Here is a 19,045-nt window from a genome sequence, read left to right on the forward strand (position 1 = left end):
GTTGAGGATGACTAAATGAGCAATATTCCCGCCGAACTGCGTTTCGCCGAAAGCCATGAATGGGCGCGTCTGGAAGCTGATGGCAGCGTAACGGTCGGTATCTCGGACCACGCACAGGACGCGTTGGGCGATGTCGTTTTCGTCGAGCTGCCGGAAATCGGCAAAACCTTCGCGGCTGGTGATGCTGCAAGCGTTGTCGAGTCGGTCAAGGCCGCTTCGGACATTTACGCGCCGGTTGCTGGCGAAGTGATTGCTGTCAATGATGAGCTGCAAGGTGCGCCTGAAGGTCTCAACAGCGAGCCCTACGGCGCCTGGATTTTCAAGCTCAAGCCGGTCGACGCGACAGGCGATCTGGCCAAACTGCTGGATGCTGCGGGTTACAAAAGCGCGATCGGCGAGTAAACGCCGGACAAAAAAATGCCGCTCAACCGAGCGGCATTTTTTATCACGGCAATTACTGGTTTTCGGCAACCAGATTCTTGTCCAGAATCGCGTTGGCCAGTTCCATGTCGGTAGCCTTCAGGCCTGGGTTGTCCTGACGAACCTGCTGGATGGCAGCTTCCAGGAACGGGCCACGGATACCACCGTCGCTGGCAACGAAGCTGCCTGCGTCGTCCTGAGCGGCAACGATCAGTTTGTGATCCTTGAAGGTCAGGTAAGTCGAGCCAGTGGTGGCACCCGAGGAAATCACGTTACGCCAAAAGGTGTCAGCCATCGCTGAACCCATCGGGATGGAAAGCAAGGCAACGGTGGCGACAGCAAACTTGAGACGCATGGTGAGGTACTCCAACTGTGGTTGTTCTGACGGGTTGGATAGCCAAAGCCACGTACTAGTTCAATCAATGTGTACCAGCCTGTTCATTTTAGCTGCCGCGTGGCCCTGCCAGTCCTGCCCCAAGCGTTATGGCTTCACGCTTTCACCGCTGTTCGCTTTGCGGCGTCACGCGCAGCACCTCTTCAATGGTAGTCAATCCGGCAGACACTTTCTGGGCACCGGACAGACGCAAGCTGCGTGTTCCCTCTTTGAAGGCCTGTCTGCGCATGGCAGTGAGGTCCAGATCCGCGCTGATCAGCGACTTGACTGCGTCTGACATCAGCATGATCTCGTACACCCCGGCGCGGCCTCTGTAGCCGGTTTCGCGGCATTCCACGCAACCGACGGCCTGATGCGCGCCGGATGGCACAGGCGCCTGCCAAGGGCGTGTCAGGGTCTGCCAGTCGGTTTCGTTCAGGTTGATGGGGGCCTTGCAGTGCGGGCACAACGTACGTACCAGACGCTGGGCCATGACTCCCAGGATCGTGGCCTTGAGCAAGTAATGCGGCACGCCGAGTTCCAGCATCCGGCTGATGGCGCTGGGCGCGTCATTGGTGTGCAGGGTCGATAGCACCAAGTGGCCGGTCAGCGCCGCCTGAATCGCCATTTCAGCCGTTTCCAGGTCGCGGATCTCGCCGATCATGATGATATCCGGGTCCTGCCTCATCAGCGCGCGCACGCCGCTGGCAAATGTCAGGTCGATGTTGTGCTGCACCTGCATCTGATTGAAGGCAGGCTCGACCATCTCGATCGGATCTTCGATGGTGCAGAGGTTGACCTCCGAGGTCGCCAGTTTCTTGAGCGTGGTGTACAGCGTCGTGGTCTTGCCGGAGCCGGTCGGCCCGGTCACCAGAATGATGCCGTTCGGCTGGCGGGTCATTTCCTGCCAGCGCCGCAGGTCATCGCTGGAGAAACCCAACTGGTCGAAATCCTTGAGCAGCACCTCAGGGTCGAAAATCCGCATCACCATCTTTTCGCCGAACGCCGTGGGCAGCGTCGACAGACGCAATTCCACTTCGCCACCTTCCGGTGTCGTGGTCTTCACCCGGCCATCCTGCGGCTTACGCTTTTCGGCAACGTTCATGCGTCCCAGGCTTTTCAGGCGGCTGACTATCGCCATGACCACTTGCGGCGGAAACTGGTAGACGTTGTGCAGCACGCCGTCGATGCGAAAGCGCACCGTGCCTTGTTCGCGCCGGGGTTCGATATGGATATCGCTGGCGCGCTGCTGGAACGCGTACTGGAACAGCCAGTCGACGATGTTGACGATGTGCGCGTCGTTGGCATCGGGTTCCTGATCGCTGGCACCGAGCTTGAGCAACTGTTCGAAATTGCCCATGTTGCTGACTTTCTGTTCGGTAGCGCTGGCGCCACTGACCGATTTTGCCAGCCTGAAGAACTCCACCCCGACGCGCTGGATGTCTACCGGGTTGGCGACGACGCGTTTGATCGGCAGCTTCAGCACATGCTCCAGATCGGCTTCCCAGGCGCGTACGTAAGGTTGTGAGCTGGCGATGGTGACCGATTCGCGGTCAACGGCCACAGCCAGAATCTTGTGGCGCTGCGCGAAGGCGTAGGACATCAGCGGCGTGACCGCTGCGACGTTGATCTTCAGCGGGTCGATGCGCATGTAGGGCTGGCCACAGGCGTTGGCCAGCCAGGCGGTCAACGTTTCGAGGTCGAGCTTCTTGCCGGGACGTTTCAGGTCATCGAACTGCTGGCTGGCCAGAAAGGCGAGCGGGTGCAGTTGGATGTTCGCGGCGCTGCGCCGTTGGGTGACCGCAGTTTCTGCGTCGTCCTGACTGAGCAGGCCTTGAGCGACCAGATCACGGAGTACATCGTTCAGATCGAGCCAGCGATCCTGTGAAGACGGGGCCAGGGATGCCATGCACGCTCCTTGAGGCAGTTCATCATCGGAAGATGAACAAGACTAGCTGCCAAGCGTGCCAGTGTTGGGCCTTCTATGCGACCGGGAATTTCCAAAAAGCCTTCGGGGATTCAGCCAGCAGCCAGCGCGACGAAGGTTTCTGCGGGATGCAGCGATTCGCTATGCGTCAGTTCAACCGAGCATACATCGATCAGATTGCGCATTTTTTCACCGATGACACCGGCCCGATGCCAGCTCAACCCGTCCACCTGCACATCGATGGCCAGCAGTCCGTTCTCTCGCGTTGCCTCGATATGGCAGGGCGTCAGGTACTGCATCGCGAACAGGTTCAAGACCTGGCACAACAGCGCCGGCTCCGCTTCGGCAAGGATCTGATAGCGCACACAGCAGGTGTGGCTGGCGGACGACCAACTGTCGGGGCGGTGTGCAGGGGTTAGGACGGTTTCGAGAGCAGGCATGCCGGTTTCTCCTATGCAAGTGAGAGAAATTCTTGCACGCGGAAAAAGAAATATCTGGTCGATGATGGAATGAATTACGCTTGATTCGACTTGTTAATGCGTCATCGATGGTTCAGGAGAATTGTTTATGTCTGTCGAGCTGGATGCCTATGATCGCAGGATTCTGGCCTTGCTTCAGGAGGACGCGTCGCTGTCCAGTGCGCAGATCGCCGAGCAGGTCGGTCTGTCACAGTCGCCTTGCTGGCGGCGGATTCAGCGGCTCAAGGATGAAGGCGTGATTCGACGGCAAGTCTCTTTGCTGGATCGCAAGAAGATCGGTCTGAACACACAGATATTTGCCGAGGTGAAACTCAACGCCCACGGTCGCTCCAACTTCACGGAATTCACCGACTCTATTCGCGGTTTTCCTGAGGTACTGGAGTGCTATGTGCTGATGGGGTCAGTGGACTTTCTGCTGCGCATCGTGACGCCCGACATCGAAGCCTACGAGCGGTTTTTCTTCGAAAAACTATCGCTGGTGCCGGGGATTCAGGAAGTGAATTCAACCGTTGCGCTATCGGAAATCAAATCCACCACGAGTTTGCCGTTGCGCTGAACACGACGTCCGCGAAGCTCTGCGTTCCCACGCAAGAGCGTGGGAACGATATCCGGCCGCTGACTGAATGCATACCCCGTGGGAGGCGCTGTTACAAACGCAACAACGTCTTCCATGCGCGACCCTGGAATACGGTCAGTGCTTGATGTACGCGAGCGTCCAGCACTTCATCGCTGATGTCCTGATGGGCCAGCTCTTCCAGCTTTCTCAGCTCGCCATACAGGCGATCAAGGTCCGGCAGGTCCAGTGCATCGCGTGCCCAGTGCAGCCAGGACTGGATACGCTCGATACGTGGCAGCTGTTCGGCCAGATCTTCCGGCTGCTGCTGATAACGACCCAATTGCAGCGCGGTGGCTTCATCGGCCAGTAAACGCGGCAGCCAGCTGGCCAGCAGTGCAGCGCCCTGACGATTGCCACGGTTGTTGCGCTCCGCCGTCCAGCTGCGCTCCAGCAACCAGCGCGACGTGTTCAGCGAGAACTCGCCCCAGCGGGTGTCCTGCAACTCTTCAAGAAACTGCTCGTGAGCGGCAGCACGCACGTCGCCGTCTTCCTGACCGGCAAGAACCAGCGGCCGCCAGTCTTCCAGCAAAGCGTCCAGCGCAGTACGCAATTGAGCGGTCGATGCGCGTGGTGCGGCCTGACCCAGGCTGCTGGTCAGTGCGCGCAGTTCGGCAAGCAATTCGACCCAGTCCTGCAGCAGACGCCAGTGACCATTGAAGCGGTATTGCTCGGCCAGACGCTGGCTGCTGCCCAACAGATGCCAGGCCAGTGCCGAGTAAGCGTCGTCCAGCGGCGTCTCGGCCGTCAGTTCAGGCGCCGCGAGACTCAGCGAGTAGCTGCTGGCGTCGAGCAGGCGGTAGCCGCGCTCGGCCTTACTGATGTCGCAGGGCATCAATGGCAGGGTTGCTGCCAGTTCGGCGGCCAGTTCCAGCAGCGCGGCAGGCTCGCCTTCGCGCAGCTCAAGCTCCAGCTCGCAGATTTCTTCCTTTTGCTTGCCTGCCACCACCTGACCCAAGTCCAGTGCAGCCTCGATCACGACCTTGGCCTTGCCACGGCCCCAGGCGATTTCGGCTTTCTCACGCACGAAATCGGTGGTGAACAGTGGCTTGATGGTTTTCTTGTCCAGCTCGGCCAGTTGCTCGGGCCAGCAGTCGCCTTCCAGCTTCTTGAGGTCCAGCTTGGCTTTGGGCAGGTCCCAGTTGTACTCGTTGCGCTCGGACAGACCGGCCACGCTCTGACCACGCGTCTTCATGGTCTGAATGATCTGGTCACCGTCGCGGCGGATGCGCAGGGCAACCTTGGCATGGGCCAGCTCACGCTCGGGCGTATCGAAATACTGGTTCGACAGATCAAGGCGCTCCCAGCCACTTTTGTTGCGCTTCTTGAGCAACGGGTGTTCGCGCAGTGCAGCGAGGGTCTCGCGGCTGACGCGGAGTTTGATTTCTGTTTCTTTTTGCATGGCCGGGGGAATCCAAACGCTTAAGCTGATATCGGGAGCGCAGCCCGTGACTGAATGGCTGCTGAGGGCGGCAGTGTACAGGACATGGCCCGTAACGGTTTATTCCTGGGTCGTTATGACCCTATGATGGACGTGTTTCGACCCGAATACAGGAAGCGCCCATGCCCTTGCCGTCCATGAAAGACCAGTTTGCAGCCTTGATCGCTGCGCCGTCGGTAAGCTGCACCCAGCCCTCCCTGGACCAGTCCAATCGCCCGGTCATCGACCTGCTGGCCGGATGGCTCGGCGATCTGGGATTTGCCTGCGACATTCAACAAGTGTCGCCCGGCAAGTTCAACCTGCTGGCGACCTTCGGCACCGGCCCCGGCGGTCTGGTACTGGCCGGGCACAGCGACACAGTCCCCTTCGACGAGGCCTTGTGGAAAACCGATCCCTTGAAGCTCACCGAAGTGGACGGGCGCTGGGTCGGTCTGGGCAGTTGCGACATGAAGGGTTTTTTCGCGCTGGTGATCGAAGCGGTGCGCGGCCTGCTGGATCAGCCGTTCAAGCAGCCGCTGCTGATCCTCGCCACGTGCGATGAAGAAAGCTCCATGGCTGGCGCAAGAGCGCTGGCCGACGCCGGACGTCCGTTGGGTCGCGCTGCAGTCATCGGCGAGCCGACCGGGCTCAAACCGATCCGCATGCATAAAGGCGTGATGATGGAGCGCATCGATATTCTCGGGCGCAGCGGTCACTCGTCCGACCCGAGCCTGGGCCACAGCGCACTGGAGGCCATGCATGACGCAATCAGCGAACTCAAGGGGCTGCGCAAGCAATGGCAGCTCGAATACCGCAATCCCCAGTTCACCGTTCCGCAGCCCACGCTGAACCTGGGCTGCATCCACGGCGGCGACAACCCGAACCGTATTTGCGGCCAGTGCTCGCTGGAATTTGACCTGCGTCCGTTGCCGGGCATGGACCCGGATGTACTGCGCGCGGCGATCCGGCAGAAGCTGCAACCGCTCGCCGAAATGCATCAGGTGAAAATCGATTACGCGCCGCTGTTCCCGGAATGCGCTCCGTTTGAACAGCTGGCCGACGCTGAACTGGTGCGTGTAGCTGAACGACTGACCGGTCATACGGCGGCTGCGGTAGCATTTGGCACCGAAGCGCCTTATCTTCAGCGCCTTGGCTGCGAGACGCTGGTGCTGGGACCGGGCGATATCGCCTGTGCGCACCAGCCGGGGGAGTACCTTGAAATGTCACGCCTGGAGCCTACAGTGCTTCTGCTACGCCAGTTGATCGAACATTATTGCCTGACCCCGCAGTGAGGCGGGTCGGAAACCTTGAAAAGGAGAGTGCGCGTGTTGCCAAGCCTGTTCCGACGATAACCGCCCAGCGTTGTGCGTGTTTCTGCCCTTCGTCCATTTTTTCTACAGGCTCTTGCTGTCATGCCCGAATACGTTAACTGGCTTCGCCATGCGTCTCCCTATATCAACGCCCACCGCGATTGCACCTTCGTCGTCATGCTGCCCGGTGACGGCGTCGCGCACCCCAACTTCGGCAACATCGTCCACGACCTCGTGTTGCTGCACAGCCTGGGTGTGCGGCTGGTGCTGGTCCACGGCTCGCGTCCGCAGATCGAAAGCCGTCTGGCGCAGCGCGGCATCACCCCGCGCTTCCATCGCGACATGCGTATCACCGATACCGAAACCCTGGAATGCGTGATCGACGCTGTCGGTCAGTTGCGCATCGCCATCGAGGCGCGCCTTTCGATGGACATGGCCGCTTCGCCGATGCAGGGCTCGCGTCTGCGGGTGACCAGCGGCAACGTGGTGACGGCGCGGCCGATCGGCGTGCTGGAAGGTGTCGATTACCAGCACACCGGCGAAGTGCGCCGGGTCGACCGCAAGGGTATCAACCGCCTGCTGGATGAGCGCCATATCGTCCTGCTGTCGCCACTGGGTTATTCGCCCACAGGCGAGATCTTCAATCTGGCCTGTGAAGATGTCGCCACTCGCGCTGCCATCGATCTGGCGGCCGACAAGCTGCTGCTGTTCGGCGCCGAAACCGGTTTGCTGGACGAGCAGGGCCGTCTGGTGCGCGAATTGCGTCCTCAGCAGGTGCCCGCGCACTTACAGCGCCTGGGCAGCAACTATCAGGCGGAATTGCTCGATGCCGCGGCCGAGGCCTGTCGTGGCGGCGTGGGTCGCAGTCATATCGTCAGCTACGCCGAAAACGGCTCGCTGCTGACCGAACTGTTCACCCGCGACGGTGGCGGTACGCTGGTGGCTCAGGAGCAGTTCGAACTGGTGCGTGAGGCGGCGATTGAAGACGTGGGCGGGTTGATGGATCTGATCACGCCGCTGGAAGAGCAGGGCATTCTGGTGCGTCGTTCACGCGAAGTGCTGGAACGCGAGATCACTCAGTTCAGCGTGGTCGAGCGCGAAGGTCTGATCATTGCCTGTGCGGCGCTGTATCCGATTGCCGATTCCCAGGCGGGCGAACTGGCGTGCCTGGCGGTCAATCCCGAATATCGTCATGGCGGTCGTGGTGACGAGTTGCTCGAACGCATCGAAAACCGCGCCCGCTCGCTGGGGCTCAAGACGTTGTTCGTGCTGACGACGCGTACAGCACACTGGTTCCGCGAGCGTGGTTTCGAGCCAAGCAGCGTCGACCGCCTGCCAAGCGCCCGTGCGTCGTTGTATAACTACCAGCGTAATTCGAAGATATTCGAGAAGGCGATCTGATCGACGTCTGACGTAAAAACCGTGGGAGGCGGCCTGCTGGCGATGGCGTCAGTTCAGTCGCTGATGGAACGGCCGAGAAGCCGCCTCCCCCGGTAGTGCGTATTCCAGCCCTCAGTTACTGATCGCCAGAATACTCGCCTGATACGACCCGACGAAGGTGTCGAAATCCACCACTTCTTCAGTCGCTTCCAGTTCTGCCTGTTCGGCAATCGAGGTTTTCGCCAGTTCTTCGAAGTGCGCCTGCTCTTCAGCCGTCAGAGGGTGATCGCGGAAGTATTCGGCATGCAGCTGGCTCTGGCGCAACGAGAACCCGGTAAAGCCTTCGTTGTGCGCTCTCATGCTTTCCAGCACCTGCGCCGAAGGCGTCAGTGATGCATCGGCAACCTTCGCATGCTGCACAGCCATCGATTTCAGATGCTCGTCTGTGCCTTGAGCTTCGTCGAGCAACTGCGCGATCGGCGTGATTTTCTGCAGCAGTTCGTTGGCCCAGTCCTTCAGTTTGATCGGGTCGTTGTTGCGCAGCAGTTCCAGTTCCGGGCGACGCCCTTCCTTGACCACCGTCAGGAAGTTTGAGCCTGCGTTCGAGCACTCGTGGCCGGCCAGTTGCGGGCTTTCTTCAAGTGCGCAATACAGCACGAAGGCATCAATGAAGCGCGACTGCTCCAGGCTGATGCCGGTCGGCAGAAACGGGTTGATGTCCAGGCAGCGGACTTCGACGTACTGCACGCCCCGCGACATCAGTGCCTGAATCGGACGCTCGCCGGTGTAGGTCACCCGCTTGGGACGGATGTTGGAGTAGTACTCGTTCTCGATTTGCAGCACGTTGGTGTTGAGCTGCACCCATTCGCCGTTGGCGTCGTGAGTGCCGGTTTCGACATAAGGCGCATAGGGCGTGGCGACGGCCTTGCGCAGGCTGTCGGTGTAGCTGACCAGATCGTTGTAGCACGGCGTCAGATCGGCCTGAGCGTTGCTCTGGTAACCCAGGTCGCTCATGCGCAGGCTGGTCGCATACGGCAGGTAAAGCGTATCGCCATCGAACTGCTCGAGCATGTGCGGTTGCCCGCGCAGGAAGCCTGCATCCAGCGCCGGTGAGGCGCCGAACAGGTACATCAGCAGCCAGCTGTAGCGGCGGAAGTTACGAATCAGCGCGATGTAGGAGTGCGACTGGTAGTCGCGCGCGTCACCGGCAAAATCTTCGGTCTGCTTCAAGAGTGCCCAGGCCTCTTCAGGCAGCGAAAAGTTGTAATGAATACCGGCGATGCACTGCATGGTCTTGCCGTAGCGCAGGGCCAGGCCTTTGCGGTACACATACTTGAGCTTGCCGATATTCGATGTGCCGTAATAGGCAATCGGTATATGTTCTTCGTCCGGCAGCGGGCAGGGCATGGACGGGCTCCACAGCAGCTCGCGGTCCAGCTTGCTGTAGGCGAAGCGATGGATCTTGTCCAGGCTGTCGAGTGTCTGCACCGGGTCTTTGAGCGCCGGGGTGATGAACTCCAGCAGCGACTCTGAATAGTCGGTGGTGATCAGTCCATTGGTCAAAGCCGCGCCCAGAGCGGTCGGATGAGGCGTCTGCGCCAAGTGTGCCTGTTCGGTCACACGCAGGCATTCACGCTCGATACCGTGCAGGCACTGCTCGAGCAGAGAGAGGTTGTTGCGCTCGCCGAGCAAAGCCAGACGACGGTTTAAAAGTTCGCTCAAGGTGGAATCCTTCACGCATCGGTCGCCCCGATATGGGGGTGGACATGACGGTCTACAAGGGTGAAGAAAGGAACTGGCGTTTTCGCCTGGTTGGGGTCTTTGGACACCTGTTCGCAATCACGGCTCTTCGTCGTACCACCAAATGGACTCGGCACCACGCTAATGGTGCCGAAATTAACCCAAATCGGTTGCCTACAGCTAGATTCCGTTCTCAACGATCACGCTCGTTCCGTGTTCATTGAAGTCTAGATGACTGCGAAAGTACCTTGAGCCTTGGCTACAAGTTTGTCGCCCTGAACGACCTCTGCCTCCACAACCAGCGTGCGGCGTCCGGCATGCAGCACCTTGGCGATGCACAGCACCTCGCCTTCGGACACACCGCGTACGTAGTTGATCTTGCATTCGATGGTCACGCTGCGCTGGTCAAAACCGTGGGAGCTGGAACAGGCCAGCCCCATGCTGATATCGACCAGGCTGAAGATTGCCCCGCCGTGCATCACATTGCCACGGTTGCGCAAGTGCGCCTCCAGCGGCAATGCGACTTCGGCGACGCCCTCGTCCAGACGTCGCAGCTCACAGCCCAGCAGTTTGAAAAAAGCGCTGTGGGTCAGGTCTTCAGGAATATCCATCAGCGCTTCTTCAACTGCTTGGCGTTGGCGAACAGAGAAGCCATGGCGTTGTTGGCGGGCGCAGCGGTGGTGGTTTCCTTGCGTGGTGCATTGTTCTGCTGACGCGGCGACGAGCCAGGGCGTGCACCACGGGCACCATCGATTTTCTCGCCCGGCGTGTCGCTCATGCGCATCGACAGGCCGACGCGTTTGCGCGGGATGTCGACTTCCATGACCTTCACTTTCACCACGTCGCCGGCCTTTACCGCTTCACGCGGGTCCTTGATGAACTTCTCCGACAGCGCGGAAATGTGCACCAGGCCGTCCTGATGCACGCCGATGTCGACGAATGCACCGAAATTGGTGACGTTGGTGACCACGCCTTCGAGGATCATGCCCAGTTGCAGGTCCTTGAGGTCTTCGACGCCTTCCTGGAACTCGGCAGTTTTGAACTCGGGGCGCGGGTCACGACCCGGCTTTTCAAGCTCCTGCAGAATGTCGGTCACGGTCGGTAAACCGAAGGTCTCGTCGGTGAATTTCTTCGGATCCAGACGCTTGAGGAAGCTGGCATCGCCGATCAGCGAACGGATGTCACGGTCGGTTTCCGCCGCGATGCGCTGCACCAACGGGTAGGCTTCCGGGTGAACGGCTGAGGAGTCCAGCGGGTTGTCGCCGCTCATGACGCGCAGGAAGCCTGCGGCCTGTTCGAACGTCTTCTCGCCGAGACGGGCCACTTTCTTGAGCGCCGCGCGGGTTTTGAACGCGCCGTTTTCGTCGCGGTGAGCAACGATGTTTTGCGCCAGCGTCGTGTTCAGGCCGGAAATACGCGCCAGCAGAGCGACGGACGCGGTATTCACGTCCACACCCACAGCGTTCACACAGTCTTCCACCACCGCATCCAGACCGCGTGCCAGTTTCAACTGCGAAACGTCATGCTGGTACTGGCCGACGCCGATGGATTTCGGGTCGATCTTCACCAGTTCTGCCAGCGGATCCTGGAGGCGACGGGCGATGGACACTGCGCCACGAATCGACACGTCCAGATCCGGGAATTCCTTGGCCGCCAGCTCCGATGCCGAATAAACGGATGCGCCGGCTTCGGAAACCATGACCTTGGTCATTTTCAGACCTGGGTATTTCTTGATCAGGTCGGCCGCCAGTTTGTCGGTTTCGCGGCTGGCAGTGCCGTTGCCGATGGCGATCAGATCGACCGAATGCTTGGCGCACAAGGCTGCCAGCACGGCGATGGTCTGGTCCCACTGGTTCTTGGGGACGTGCGGGTAAACAGTGGCGTAGTCGAGCAGCTTGCCGGTGGCGTCTACTACCGCAACCTTGCAACCGGTCCGCAGGCCAGGATCAAGGCCCAGCGTGGCGCGCTGACCGGCCGGTGCGGCCAGCAGCAGGTCGTGCAGGTTATGCGCGAACACATTGATCGCCTCGGTCTCGGCACCGTCGCGCAGTTCGCCCAGCAGATCGGTTTCCAGATGGCTGTAGAGCTTGACCTTCCAGGTCCAGCGCACCACTTCGGCCAGCCACTTGTCCGCGGGGCGGCTCTGGTTCTGGATGCCGAAACGCTCGCCGATCATCAGTTCGCACGGGTGCATGGTGCCGGGGAGTTCTTCGCCGACTTTCAGAGCTGAACTGAGAAAGCCTTCGTTGCGGCCACGGAAAATCGCCAGGGCGCGGTGCGACGGCATGCTCTTGAGCGGCTCGTCGTGTTCGAAATAATCGCGGAACTTGGCGCCTTCTTCTTCCTTCCCGGGTACAACGCGCGCGCTGATCACGGCTTCCTGTTTGAGGAAGCTGCGCAGCTTGTCGAGCAGGGATGCGTCTTCGGCGAAGCGCTCCATCAGAATGTATTTGGCACCTTCCAGCGCAGCCTTTACGTCCGCGACGCCTTTTTCAGCGTCGACGAAGCGAGCGGCTTCTGCTTCAGGTGTGAGGCTCGGGTCGTTGAACAGGCCGTCGGCCAGCTCGCCCAGACCGGCTTCCAGCGCGATCTGGCCCTTGGTGCGGCGTTTCTGCTTGTACGGCAGGTACAAATCTTCAAGACGGGTTTTTGTGTCGGCCAGCTTGATATCGCGGGCCAGTTCCGGGGTCAGTTTGCCCTGCTCTTCGATGCTGGCAAGGATGCTGACACGCCGGTCGTCCAGCTCGCGCAGGTAGCGCAGGCGCTCTTCCAGATGACGCAGTTGCGTGTCATCGAGGCTGCCGGTCACTTCCTTGCGGTAGCGGGAAATGAAGGGCACTGTCGAGCCTTCATCCAGTAGTGCTACGGCCGCTGCGACCTGTTGTGGGCGTACGCCGAGTTCTTCGGCGATGCGGCTGTTGATGCTGTCCATAAGACCACCTGGAGTTGTGAGCAAAAAACTGGGCTTTTACGGTTTGCCTTGCCAGCGCCTGGCGCGTCGAGGTTTATTTATACGACTGGCGAACTGCCATAAGTCTGGTGTTGCCTGACTTTGAGGGCGGCGCATTATACCCGGCGACGCCGGATTAGGGGATTGGCCGACGAGCGCGACCTTTTTGCCTGCCGTTGAGCACGCTTGAGTGTGGCCCCCAGTAAAATCTGCTAACAATGCACACGGTGCGCATCACCGCAGCTACGCCATAATGCGCCCCGAGATCAAAGGAGCATCCGATGAGCAGCACCGCACAAAATGCTGAAGGCGAAAAAATCCTGATCGTCGATGACGATCCCGGGCTGAGCAGCCTCCTGGAACGTTTCTTCACCAGCAAGGGCTATCGTGCCCGCGCCGTGGCGAACGTGGAGCAAATGGACCGACTGCTGTCCCGCGAGGTATTCAATCTTGTGGTTCTGGACTTGATGCTGCCTGGGGAAGATGGCCTTTCCGCTTGCCGTCGTTTGCGTGCAGCGAACAATCAGGTGCCGATCATCATGCTCACCGCCAAGGGCGATGAGTTGAGCCGTATCAAGGGGCTGGAACTGGGCGCCGACGATTACCTTGCCAAGCCGTTCAACCCGGACGAGCTGATGGCCCGCGTCAAGGCGGTTCTGCGTCGTCAGGCTGCACCCGTGCCCGGTGCCCCCGGCAGTGAAGACGAGTCGGTCAGCTTTGGTGACTATGTATTGTCCCTGGCAACCCGCGAGCTAAAGCGCGGTGATGAAGTGCACATGCTGACGACCGGTGAGTTCGCTGTCCTCAAGGCATTGGTCATGCACGCTCGCGAGCCGTTGACCCGTGACAAGTTGATGAACCTGGCCCGTGGCCGGGAATGGGATGCACTGGAACGCTCCATCGACGTACAGATTTCCCGTCTGCGTCGTCTGATCGAACCGGATCCTTCCAAACCCCGTTATATCCAGACTGTCTGGGGCGTAGGCTATGTGTTCGTTCCCGATGGTGCCGGAAATCGCTGACAGCTCGTTTGTCAGAACAGAACACCGAAGATCCTGCCAGCCACGTCGATAATCTTGCATAGATTATCGACGTGCTGGTTTTTTGCGTTCGTACCTCGGGTCTGTCCCGCGTCCGGCAAACTTGCGAGCCCAGGCTCGCCCTGCAAAGTGTGTAGCTGCAGTTATGAAGACACCGCTCTGGTTTCCGCAAAGCTTTTTCTCCCGCACCCTGTGGCTGGTGCTCATCGTCGTGCTGTTTTCCAAGGCGCTGACGCTGGTCTACCTGCTGATGAACGAGGATGTGCTGGTCGACAGGCAGTACAGCCATGGTGTCGCCCTGACACTGCGTGCGTACTGGGCGGCTGATGAAAACGACCGGGAGGCGATTGCCGAAGCTGCGGGTCTGATTCGAGTGGTGGGCGGCGGAGTACCGGAAGGCGAGCAGCACTGGCCATACAGTGAGATTTACCAGCGACAAATGCAGGCCGAACTGGGGGCCGACACAGAAGTGCGTTTGCGTGTGCATGCACCCCCCGCACTCTGGGTGCGCGCGCCGAGTCTGGGTGATGGCTGGCTGAAGGTGCCGCTGTATCCACATCCGCTGCGTGGCCAGAAGATCTGGAGCGTGCTGGGCTGGTTCCTGGCTATTGGCCTGCTGTCCACGGCGTCCGCCTGGATTTTCGTGCGTCAGCTCAATCAACCCCTCAAACGATTGGTCTTTGCGGCTCGCCAGCTGGGGCAGGGGCGCAGCGTGCGGCTGCCGATCAGTGACACGCCGAGTGAAATGGCCGAGGTGTACCGGGCTTTCAATCAGATGGCCGAGGATGTCGAGCAGGCGGGGCAGGAGCGTGAACTGATGCTCGCCGGTGTCTCCCATGACCTGCGGACACCGCTGACCCGGCTGCGGCTGTCGCTGGAACTGATGAGCGACAACGAATTCACTGAGGGCATGGTGCGCGACATCGAGGACATGGACGCGATTCTCGACCAGTTCCTGGCCTTCATTCGCGACGGTCGTGACGAGGAAATCGAGGAAGTCGACCTGGGTGATCTGGTGCGTGACGTGGTCGAGCCGTTCAACAGTGCCGAAGACACCATCCGCCTGTGTCTGGAACCGATTCCCCCGTTTCCGCTGCGCCGCGTCTCGATGAAGCGACTGCTAACCAACCTGATCGGCAATGCCCGGCACCATGCGGGCAATGGCATTGAAGTGGCAGCCTATGTATCGGGTGACCGGAATGCGCCCTACGTCGTGCTGAGCGTTCTGGACCGTGGTGCCGGTATCGACCCATCTGAGCTGGACACCATCTTCAATCCCTTCATACGCGGTGACCGCGCGCGCAGCGGCAAAGGCACTGGGCTTGGACTGGCCATCGTCAAGCGCATCGCTGCCATGCATGGCGGTAATGTGGAGTTGAGGAATCGTTCGGGAGGCGGTCTGGAAGCGCGGGTGCGTCTGCCGTTGGGACTGATGTTGCCGAGGGATGCAGTTTAAAGCGCCATGTTGATCGTGCCAAAGCGATGCATTGGCACGATCGTATTGCCTAGCCTTTCCCTTTGGTACGCGTCATGTGCGGGCCGCTGTTCTTCTCCAGGTACTCGATGATCATCCCCGCGACGTCCTTGCTGGTCGTCACCTCGATACCTTCAAGGCCCGGCGACGAGTTCACTTCCATCACCAGCGGGCCGTGATTGGAACGCAGGATATCCACACCCGCCACGCTCAGGCCCATGACCTTGGCAGCACGCAGGGCTGTCATGCGTTCTTCCGGAGTGATCTTGATCAGGCTGGCGCTGCCGCCACGGTGCAGATTGGATCGGAACTCACCCGGCTTGGCCTGGCGCTTCATGGAGGCGATGACCTTGTCACCGACCACGAAGCAGCGAATGTCCGCGCCACCCGCTTCCTTGATGTACTCCTGAACCATGATGTCCTGCTTGAGGCCCATGAACGCCTCGATCACCGACTCGGCAGCGGTCGCGGTTTCACACAGCACAACACCGATCCCCTGAGTACCTTCCAGCACCTTGATCACCAGTGGAGCGCCGTTGACCATCTGGATCAGGTCGGGAATGTCATCCGGGGAGTGGGCAAAACCGGTGACCGGCAGGCCGATCCCGCGACGCGAGAGCAGTTGCAGAGAGCGCAGCTTGTCCCGTGAGCGGGCAATGGCCACGGATTCATTGAGCGGAAACACACCCATCATTTCAAACTGGCGCAACACCGCGCAGCCATAGAACGTCACTGAGGCACCGATGCGCGGAATCACCGCATCGAAGCCCTCCAGTGGTTTGCCGCGATAATGGATCTGCGGCTTATGACTGGCGATGTTCATATAGGCGCGCAGGGTATCGATCACCACCATCTCGTGGCCACGCTCAATACCAGCTTCGACCAGACGACGGGTGGAATACAGACGCGGGTTACGCGAAAGCACAGCGATCTTCATGCAGCACCTGAGGAAGTAGAGGCCGGGAACACCGGCTTGTCTTGTACATAAGTAATGCCCGGATTGACGACCAGCTGGCCGTCGATCAAGGCGTTGGAGCCCAGCAGCAGTCGATAACGCATCGACTTGCGGCATGCCAGGGTAAATTCCACTGGCCAGATGCGATCACCCAGGGCCAGCGTGGTGCGAATGACGTAACGCACCTGTGCCTGGCCGTTGGAGCTTTTGATGGTTTTCATGGCAACCAGCAGTGCCTCGCAGCGACGATGCCGCAACTGAACCACGGTGCCCAGATGCGCGTTGAAACGAACCCATTTCTGGCCATCGCGTTCGAAAGGTTCTATTTCAGTCGCATGCAGGCTCGATGTACTGGCGCCGGTATCGATTTTTGCCCGAAGGCCCGCCACCCCCAAATCGGGAAGCGCCACCCACTCGCGCAGGCCGATGACTGTCAGATGATCGAATGTTTTCAATGCGATTCCGTATGTATCAAGACTTCTGCCAGGCGTCGGGGCTGATCCGCGCCAGGGCTTTAAACGCAGGTTTGGCGAACCAGTAACCCTGCATCAGGAAAATGCCGCAATCCGCGAGGAAGTCCCGCTCCTCTACACTTTCTATTCCCTCGGCGATGACTTTAATCCCTAACTCCGAACACATTGTGACAACCCCACGAACAATAGCCTGACGCGCGCGATCGCGGTGGATATCGCGGATCAGATTCATGTCGAGTTTTATCAGGTCGGGTTGAAAATCAGCCAGCAGGGACAGGCCGGAATGGCCAGCGCCGAAATCGTCGATGGCGGTCATGAATCCGAACTCACGGTACTCGCGCAGAATATTGCTCAAGTGGCCGCGATCATCCACATGCTCGGTTTCGATTGTCTCGAAAATCAGGTGCTCAATGGGGAAATTATGTGCCTTGGCCGCTTCCAGTGTGCTGCGGATGCACAGCTCGGGACGGTACACGGCATTGGGCAGAAAGTTGATGGAAAGTCGTTCGTTCATGCCCAGTCGCGCGGCACCGGCGATGGCGGTGGTCCGGCATGCCTGATCGAAGCGATAGCGGTTCTGGTCCGTGACCTGGCTGAGCACCGAATGCGCGCCTTCGCCGTTGGGGCCACGCACCAGTGCCTCATGAGCAAAGATGGAGCGGTCGCGCAGATCTACAATGGGCTGATAGGCATAGTCGAACGAAAAATTCAGTTCCGGACTGTTTGTACAACCTTCGCACCCCTTCCTGGGGGCGGTCAATGAAGCTGGAAAGTCGGTCACGTCGCACTCCCTACGGGGTAAAGGCTGTGAAATTGAAGCAGGTTGTTTTTGACAGGCAAGGATCGGTTACTTCATGTTCGTGTCGATATGAGGTCTTGCATGAGCGAACGCCTGAGGGCCGTCACTGATTGCAAAACGCCTGGTAAACGTTCTGACTGTTATAAGGATGAGGAATTCATATGGCACAAAAGCCAGAAGAAGACGACAAGGTTCGTTTGGACAAATGGCTGTGGGCAGCGCGTTTTTTCAAGACCCGCGCCTTGGCCAAGGCCGCCATCGAAAGTGGCAAGGTGCACTGTCGCGGCGAACGCTGCAAGCCCGGCAAGGAGCCCCGTGTGGGCGACGAGTTTCAGATTCGCATGGGTTTCGATGAGCGCACCGTCGTGGTCGAAGCACTGTCCGTTGTGCGTCGTGGCGCTCCCGAAGCGCAGACACTTTACCGCGAAACACCGGAAAGCATTACACGGCGCGAGCATGCGGCCGCGCAACGCAAGGCGGGCAATCTGGGCGTCACGACTGAGGGGCGACCGACCAAGAAGCAGCGCCGTCAGATTTTCGATTTCCGTGGTGTCCAGCGCGACGTTTGAGTCCTGCCGCTGAACACCTGCGTGGCCGGCCTGAAATGCCGTGCGGCTTGGAAGACTACCGGATAGCTCCTAAAATGGCGGCCAAACGGCACGATGCAGAGCGTTTCATCGCGCTTTGCCCGGCGCATTCACGTCGACTGCCCTCACAGATACCCACCTCAGATACCTTCTTTTATGAACGATACCCCGGACATCGATTTCACCCAGCGCTTTATCTTTGACGAAAGCGACGTTCGCGGAGAACTGGTCGCCCTCGAACGCAGCTATGCCGAAGTCCTCGCCAAACATCCGTACCCCGAGCCGGTCGCAGAACTGCTTGGCGAGCTGATGGCCGCCGCTGCCTTGTTGGTAGGCACGCTCAAGTTCGACGGTCTGCTGATTCTGCAGGCAAGGTCCAGTGGCGCGGTTCCGTTGCTGATGGTCGAGTGCTCGAGCGAGCGCGAACTGCGCGGCATTGCCCGCTACGACGAGGCCTTGATCACGCCGGACGCCGGGCTGCAGGACCTGATGCCTGATGGTTCGCTGACACTCACCATCGACCCCCGCAAGGGCAAGCGTTATCAGGGCATTGTTGCCCTGGACGGTGTCGATCTCTCCGAGAGCCTTTCCAGCTACTTCGTGATGTCGGAGCAGCTGGGTACACGCTTCTGGCTCAAGGCTGACGGCCATCGCGCTCGCGGCCTGCTGCTGCAACAGTTGCCGGTGGCGCAGATTCCCGACCCTGAAGAGCGGGACGCCAGTTGGGAACACGTCATTACGTTGGCCAGCACCCTGACTGCCGAAGAAATGCTGAGCCTGGACAACGCGACCATCCTGCATCGCCTGTACCACGAAGACCCGCTGCGGCTGTTCGACATCCAGCCTATCTGCTTCCGCTGCAGCTGCTCGCGCGAGCGTTCGGCCAACGCGTTGGTCAGCCTTGGGCTTGAGGATGCGCAGCAACTGGTGCAGGAGCACAACGGCACCATCGAGATCGACTGCCAGTTCTGCAACGAGCGCTATCTGTTCGATGCCACTGACGTGGCCCAGCTGTTCGCTGGCGGCGGTGTCGATTCGCCATCTGACACGCGTCATTAACCGGACCGCAAACAGCCTCCAGAATACGACGTGGGCCCTGTAATCC

General features: G+C 59.8%; 18 protein-coding genes. 8 read left to right on the forward strand and 10 right to left on the reverse strand.

The window, feature by feature from the left end:
• Window positions 1-15: 15 nt before the first annotated feature.
• Window positions 16-402 (forward strand): glycine cleavage system protein GcvH, encoded by a 387-nt coding sequence (gene gcvH / locus KDX39_RS11840; RefSeq protein ID WP_231660483.1) that lies wholly within the window; start codon window positions 16-18, stop codon window positions 400-402.
• 52 nt (window positions 403-454) lie between these two features.
• On the opposite strand, the gene KDX39_RS11845 is transcribed toward gcvH, so the two are convergent.
• The 3 genes from KDX39_RS11845 to KDX39_RS11855 all read right to left on the reverse strand — a co-directional run bounded on the left by KDX39_RS11845 (window position 455) and on the right by KDX39_RS11855 (window position 3,160).
• The gene (locus tag KDX39_RS11845) at window positions 455-775 is read right to left on the reverse strand and encodes a DUF2388 domain-containing protein (RefSeq protein ID WP_004880598.1); all 321 of its coding nucleotides are present in this window, start codon (window positions 773-775) and stop codon (window positions 455-457) included.
• A gap of 142 nt (window positions 776-917) precedes the next feature.
• On the reverse strand, window positions 918-2,702 hold the full coding sequence (locus KDX39_RS11850; RefSeq protein WP_099228839.1) for a GspE/PulE family protein: 1,785 nt from the start codon (window positions 2,700-2,702) through the stop codon (window positions 918-920).
• 110 nt (window positions 2,703-2,812) lie between these two features.
• Entirely contained in the window at window positions 2,813-3,160 is a 348-nt protein-coding gene (locus tag KDX39_RS11855) for a hypothetical protein (protein WP_099228838.1), read from the reverse strand.
• Between the two features lie 127 nt (window positions 3,161-3,287).
• Here KDX39_RS11855 and KDX39_RS11860 point away from each other — a divergent pair, with 127 nt between their 5' ends.
• Window positions 3,288-3,755, forward strand: coding sequence for an Lrp/AsnC family transcriptional regulator (locus KDX39_RS11860; protein ID WP_029242932.1), 468 nt, complete (start codon window positions 3,288-3,290; stop codon window positions 3,753-3,755).
• A 91-nt stretch (window positions 3,756-3,846) separates the two neighbouring features.
• On the opposite strand, the gene KDX39_RS11865 is transcribed toward KDX39_RS11860, so the two are convergent.
• A complete protein-coding gene (locus tag KDX39_RS11865; protein WP_231660484.1) occupies window positions 3,847-5,214 on the reverse strand; it encodes a CYTH domain-containing protein in 1,368 nt (455 codons plus the stop codon).
• 161 nt (window positions 5,215-5,375) lie between these two features.
• Here KDX39_RS11865 and argE point away from each other — a divergent pair, with 161 nt between their 5' ends.
• On the forward strand, window positions 5,376-6,524 hold the full coding sequence (argE, locus tag KDX39_RS11870; protein ID WP_099228836.1) for an acetylornithine deacetylase: 1,149 nt from the start codon (window positions 5,376-5,378) through the stop codon (window positions 6,522-6,524).
• A gap of 120 nt (window positions 6,525-6,644) precedes the next feature.
• Window positions 6,645-7,943, forward strand: coding sequence for an amino-acid N-acetyltransferase (gene argA, locus KDX39_RS11875; RefSeq protein WP_231660485.1), 1,299 nt, complete (start codon window positions 6,645-6,647; stop codon window positions 7,941-7,943).
• A gap of 111 nt (window positions 7,944-8,054) precedes the next feature.
• Here the strand turns inward: argA and gshA are convergent, their stop codons facing one another.
• From gshA to KDX39_RS11890, 3 genes are all read right to left on the reverse strand, one after another.
• Entirely contained in the window at window positions 8,055-9,644 is a 1,590-nt protein-coding gene (gene gshA / locus KDX39_RS11880; RefSeq protein ID WP_231660486.1) for a glutamate--cysteine ligase, read from the reverse strand.
• A gap of 245 nt (window positions 9,645-9,889) precedes the next feature.
• Entirely contained in the window at window positions 9,890-10,273 is a 384-nt protein-coding gene (locus KDX39_RS11885; protein ID WP_231660487.1) for a PaaI family thioesterase, read from the reverse strand.
• Window positions 10,273-12,594, reverse strand: a complete 2,322-nt coding sequence (locus KDX39_RS11890) for a Tex family protein (RefSeq protein ID WP_231660488.1) — start codon at window positions 12,592-12,594, stop codon at window positions 10,273-10,275. The genes KDX39_RS11885 and KDX39_RS11890 overlap by 1 nt, the downstream gene beginning before the upstream one ends.
• A gap of 299 nt (window positions 12,595-12,893) precedes the next feature.
• Here KDX39_RS11890 and ompR point away from each other — a divergent pair, with 299 nt between their 5' ends.
• A complete protein-coding gene (gene ompR, locus KDX39_RS11895; RefSeq protein WP_004880573.1) occupies window positions 12,894-13,634 on the forward strand; it encodes an osmolarity response regulator transcription factor OmpR in 741 nt (246 codons plus the stop codon).
• Between the two features lie 163 nt (window positions 13,635-13,797).
• On the forward strand, window positions 13,798-15,108 hold the full coding sequence (locus KDX39_RS11900; protein WP_099228832.1) for an ATP-binding protein: 1,311 nt from the start codon (window positions 13,798-13,800) through the stop codon (window positions 15,106-15,108).
• 49 nt (window positions 15,109-15,157) lie between these two features.
• Here the strand turns inward: KDX39_RS11900 and rimK are convergent, their stop codons facing one another.
• From rimK to rimA, 3 genes are read right to left on the reverse strand one after another with little or no spacing between them, the layout of a single operon-like run.
• Window positions 15,158-16,063, reverse strand: coding sequence for a 30S ribosomal protein S6--L-glutamate ligase (gene rimK, locus KDX39_RS11905; protein ID WP_003318100.1), 906 nt, complete (start codon window positions 16,061-16,063; stop codon window positions 15,158-15,160).
• Window positions 16,060-16,536 (reverse strand): retropepsin-like aspartic endopeptidase RimB, encoded by a 477-nt coding sequence (gene rimB / locus KDX39_RS11910; protein WP_004880568.1) that lies wholly within the window; start codon window positions 16,534-16,536, stop codon window positions 16,060-16,062. Before rimB ends, rimK begins: the two co-directional genes overlap by 4 nt.
• Before the next feature lie 16 nt (window positions 16,537-16,552).
• Entirely contained in the window at window positions 16,553-17,335 is a 783-nt protein-coding gene (rimA, locus tag KDX39_RS11915; protein WP_231660489.1) for a S6 modification regulatory phosphodiesterase RimA, read from the reverse strand.
• Window positions 17,336-17,514: 179 nt separating this feature from the next.
• Here rimA and KDX39_RS11920 point away from each other — a divergent pair, with 179 nt between their 5' ends.
• Together KDX39_RS11920 and hslO are read left to right on the forward strand one after the other, a co-directional pair.
• Window positions 17,515-17,922: an RNA-binding S4 domain-containing protein gene (locus KDX39_RS11920; RefSeq protein ID WP_004880564.1), complete on the forward strand. Its 408-nt coding sequence runs from the start codon at window positions 17,515-17,517 to the stop codon at window positions 17,920-17,922.
• Between the two features lie 174 nt (window positions 17,923-18,096).
• On the forward strand, window positions 18,097-18,999 hold the full coding sequence (gene hslO / locus KDX39_RS11925) for an Hsp33 family molecular chaperone HslO (protein WP_184322356.1): 903 nt from the start codon (window positions 18,097-18,099) through the stop codon (window positions 18,997-18,999).
• The last annotated feature ends 46 nt before the right edge of the window (window positions 19,000-19,045 follow it).

The organism is Pseudomonas sp. CDFA 610, from assembly GCF_021147865.1.
GTDB classification, from domain to species: domain Bacteria; phylum Pseudomonadota; class Gammaproteobacteria; order Pseudomonadales; family Pseudomonadaceae; genus Aquipseudomonas; species Aquipseudomonas alliivorans.

Excerpts from the sequence above, each read along its gene's own strand:
- gcvH (WP_231660483.1), top strand. The coding sequence starts at position 16 with ATGAGCAATATTCCCGCCGAACTGCGTTTCGCCGAAAGCCATGAATGG.
- KDX39_RS11845 (WP_004880598.1), bottom strand. The coding sequence starts at position 775 with ATGCGTCTCAAGTTTGCTGTCGCCACCGTTGCCTTGCTTTCCATCCCG.
- KDX39_RS11850 (WP_099228839.1), bottom strand. The coding sequence starts at position 2,702 with ATGGCATCCCTGGCCCCGTCTTCACAGGATCGCTGGCTCGATCTGAAC.
- KDX39_RS11855 (WP_099228838.1), bottom strand. The coding sequence starts at position 3,160 with ATGCCTGCTCTCGAAACCGTCCTAACCCCTGCACACCGCCCCGACAGT.
- KDX39_RS11860 (WP_029242932.1), top strand. The coding sequence starts at position 3,288 with ATGTCTGTCGAGCTGGATGCCTATGATCGCAGGATTCTGGCCTTGCTT.
- KDX39_RS11865 (WP_231660484.1), bottom strand. The coding sequence starts at position 5,214 with ATGCAAAAAGAAACAGAAATCAAACTCCGCGTCAGCCGCGAGACCCTC.
- argE (WP_099228836.1), top strand. The coding sequence starts at position 5,376 with ATGCCCTTGCCGTCCATGAAAGACCAGTTTGCAGCCTTGATCGCTGCG.
- argA (WP_231660485.1), top strand. The coding sequence starts at position 6,645 with ATGCCCGAATACGTTAACTGGCTTCGCCATGCGTCTCCCTATATCAAC.
- KDX39_RS11885 (WP_231660487.1), bottom strand. The coding sequence starts at position 10,273 with ATGGATATTCCTGAAGACCTGACCCACAGCGCTTTTTTCAAACTGCTG.
- KDX39_RS11890 (WP_231660488.1), bottom strand. The coding sequence starts at position 12,594 with ATGGACAGCATCAACAGCCGCATCGCCGAAGAACTCGGCGTACGCCCA.
- ompR (WP_004880573.1), top strand. The coding sequence starts at position 12,894 with ATGAGCAGCACCGCACAAAATGCTGAAGGCGAAAAAATCCTGATCGTC.
- KDX39_RS11900 (WP_099228832.1), top strand. The coding sequence starts at position 13,798 with ATGAAGACACCGCTCTGGTTTCCGCAAAGCTTTTTCTCCCGCACCCTG.
- rimK (WP_003318100.1), bottom strand. The coding sequence starts at position 16,063 with ATGAAGATCGCTGTGCTTTCGCGTAACCCGCGTCTGTATTCCACCCGT.
- KDX39_RS11920 (WP_004880564.1), top strand. The coding sequence starts at position 17,515 with ATGGCACAAAAGCCAGAAGAAGACGACAAGGTTCGTTTGGACAAATGG.
- hslO (WP_184322356.1), top strand. The coding sequence starts at position 18,097 with ATGAACGATACCCCGGACATCGATTTCACCCAGCGCTTTATCTTTGAC.